The 2378-nt window shown below is 48.2% G+C and carries 4 protein-coding genes; 1 reads left to right on the top strand and 3 read right to left on the bottom strand.

The annotated features are described in order from the left end of the window. The 3 genes from KP814_RS32345 to KP814_RS32335 all read right to left on the bottom strand — a co-directional run. Positions 1-268, bottom strand: a 268-nt coding sequence (locus KP814_RS32345) for a replication protein (protein WP_216740645.1), incomplete at its 3' end; no start/stop codon positions are given. 11 nt (positions 269-279) lie between these two features. Then, a complete protein-coding gene (locus KP814_RS32340; RefSeq protein ID WP_216740644.1) occupies positions 280-891 on the bottom strand; it encodes a hypothetical protein in 612 nt (203 codons plus the stop codon). Between the two features lie 2 nt (positions 892-893). Next, positions 894-1106: a Cro/CI family transcriptional regulator gene (locus KP814_RS32335; RefSeq protein WP_216740643.1), complete on the bottom strand. Its 213-nt coding sequence runs from the start codon at positions 1104-1106 to the stop codon at positions 894-896. 116 nt (positions 1107-1222) lie between these two features. Between KP814_RS32335 and KP814_RS32330 the strand changes: the two genes are divergently transcribed. After that, positions 1223-1855 carry a LexA family transcriptional regulator gene (locus KP814_RS32330; protein ID WP_216740642.1) on the top strand — a complete coding sequence of 211 codons (633 nt, stop codon included), beginning with the start codon at positions 1223-1225 and terminating at the stop codon, positions 1853-1855. The last annotated feature ends 523 nt before the right edge of the window (positions 1856-2378 follow it).

The raw sequence follows: 2378 nt of genomic DNA, 5'->3' as shown, positions 1-2378 counted from the left end.
GGTCTGCGCGAATGTGTGTAATGTCGCCTGTGTAACCCATAGCCTTCTGAATCTGCTCGGCGGCCATCCAGTCGGATTTTTTGTTGTATCCATAGGTCTTGCGAATGATCGCCATGAACACACGGTATTGCCTGCCGCTAAGCTCGACGTGAGCCAGAGCATCGACAAGGTCGTTCGCCATGCGGGTATATCCGTTTTCAATATCCGCCTTAACTATTCCAATAGCGTGCGGACTGGGAAAAGCCACAACGTTGGCTTGCGCTTCCATCTATCAACCTCCTAGTTGATTACTGCGTGAGAGCGGGCGGCCATTGCAGCGCCCTTATAGTTCAGCTCGGGATAGGTTCTTTCCAGCTCGCCCAATACAGCCGCACCAGTGGCGACCGCTTCGGACACTTCCTGATAGGCGCGACGGGCGGATTCGAGGTCCGGGTGTATGCCCAACTCAATGACGGACACCTGGGCTTCCATCTGTTCTTTGGTGAGACAGGCCGCCATGCGGGTGGCGTCGATGTGCTCGCAACTCACTTGTCGACTGCACACCACGACACCTGCAACACTGAACACGTCATTCAAATAAGACAGGCGCAAGGCTTCAGGCATGGCCGCAACAATGGCGGGCTCGAGACACCACAAACGATCAAGGAAAGCGTGTATCCCGTCGTATTGACCCAGCCAGCGAAATATCTTTTGGGCGTTGACGCGCATGTCGTTATAAAGATCATCCGACCGGTTAAACGTGATCCCCTCGTTTTTAAGAATTTCAGACAACCCGCAGTCGTCAGCGGCTTGAACAATTTCTCCGCAGATAATCGCCCGGCTCGCTTTGGGTTGTTCCAGCCAGCGATTAACGGCGGACATAAGCAGTTTTAGGCGTGATTGCTGTTTCATGCTCAAGCAATCTCCTTTTGCTTAATATTCGCCCGTCGTTTCGATTTGTAGGTTGTGCAAACTTTCAGCTTACCGTCCGTTAAACGCTCAAGCTGAAATGCACGAAGTTCTGGTATGAGTTCACCCCACTGAGAGACAGCGGCAGATTTAATCCCCAATGCTTTGGCGAGTTTGGTAGCGCTTCCAAAGTATTTAATTGCGCGTTGCTTTTTCACTTTGTCTCCTGTTTATCGCTTACAGGACACGAATTTAAAGCACACTTATTTTTATTTCAAGCAAACTTTATTTGCGAAATGTTAAGCTTGCTTAAAATTTCAAAGTGGTGACCCCAATGGGAAGCATTGGCGACAGAATTAGAAGTCGACGAAAAGAATTAAAGATCACACAGGCAGATTTAGGTAAAAAAATTGGCATCACTGGCGCGGCTGTTAGCCAGCTAGAGATAGGCGATAGCAAAAGCGTTAAAGGCGAACACCTACTGGCATTCGCTAAAGCGCTTAAATGCAACCCAGTTTGGCTGGTATCAGGGAAAGAAGAGTCGGCTGCCACCAGTCTCCTACCGGGGCCTGAAATTAAAGGAGTATACCCGTTGATAAGTTGGGTTCAGGCAGGTGCTTGGCCTACGGTTTATAAAGAAGAAGATCTCTCTAACCTGCAACACTACCCATGCCCTGTGGAGTGTAGCGACATGACATTCGTCATACATGTACGAGGGATGAGCATGACCCCCCCTTTTTACGAAGGGGAGCTTCTCTTTGTTGATCCAGAGGCCAAAGTTGAAAGTAGTAAATACGTTTTAGCCCTGCAAGAGAACGTCGTTGAACCAGTATTCAAGCAAGTAGTCATTGAAGGTGATAAGAAGTACCTAAGATCGACAAACCCGAACTGGCCGGAGCCGGTTATCTTGCTTGATGACTCCTGGTTAATTATTGGTGTAGTCATATTCGTTGGACGCACCGTTTAGAGATAGGAGAAAGACTAAAAATTAATGCCCGCTTCCAGCGGGCTTTTTTTTGCCCAAATTTCAACCTTTCTTGATTTAACTTAAGCATGCTTTATTTATTCGCTTGACACAAAAATAAAGCGTACTTAAATTATAGCCATGTCACAACACACATGGACTAAGTAATGCTTGAAACCAGCCCACCCAGAACCAACAAGAACAATAAATTATTGCTTTCCATAGCCCCTTACTCTGGCCCAATCAGCAACCTATCCAGACTGGCCCAATACAAGAGCAAACGAGCCATCAAGGCCGTTAATCCTAACGCCAAGTTTCCAGTCGCTATCTACCAATAAGGACCACACATGAACGGAACTCTACTCACCCACCTGACAGACAGAGAGCTTCTAAACGCCCTCATGATCAAGTGCGCGGTCGAGGCTGAAGCCATCCTCTACAGACTGGACGACCTACGAGATAAGAACAGCGACTTGGTATTTGATCTGGAATGCAGCCATGACGATCTGGTCGACGCCAACTCAGC

The sequence above is a fragment of the Hahella sp. HN01 genome (genome assembly GCF_018986435.1).
In the GTDB taxonomy this organism is placed as follows: Bacteria; Pseudomonadota; Gammaproteobacteria; order Pseudomonadales; family Oleiphilaceae; genus Hahella.
Note: the sequence above shows the minus strand (reverse complement) of the source record. Positions and strands in the feature narration are given on the sequence as shown.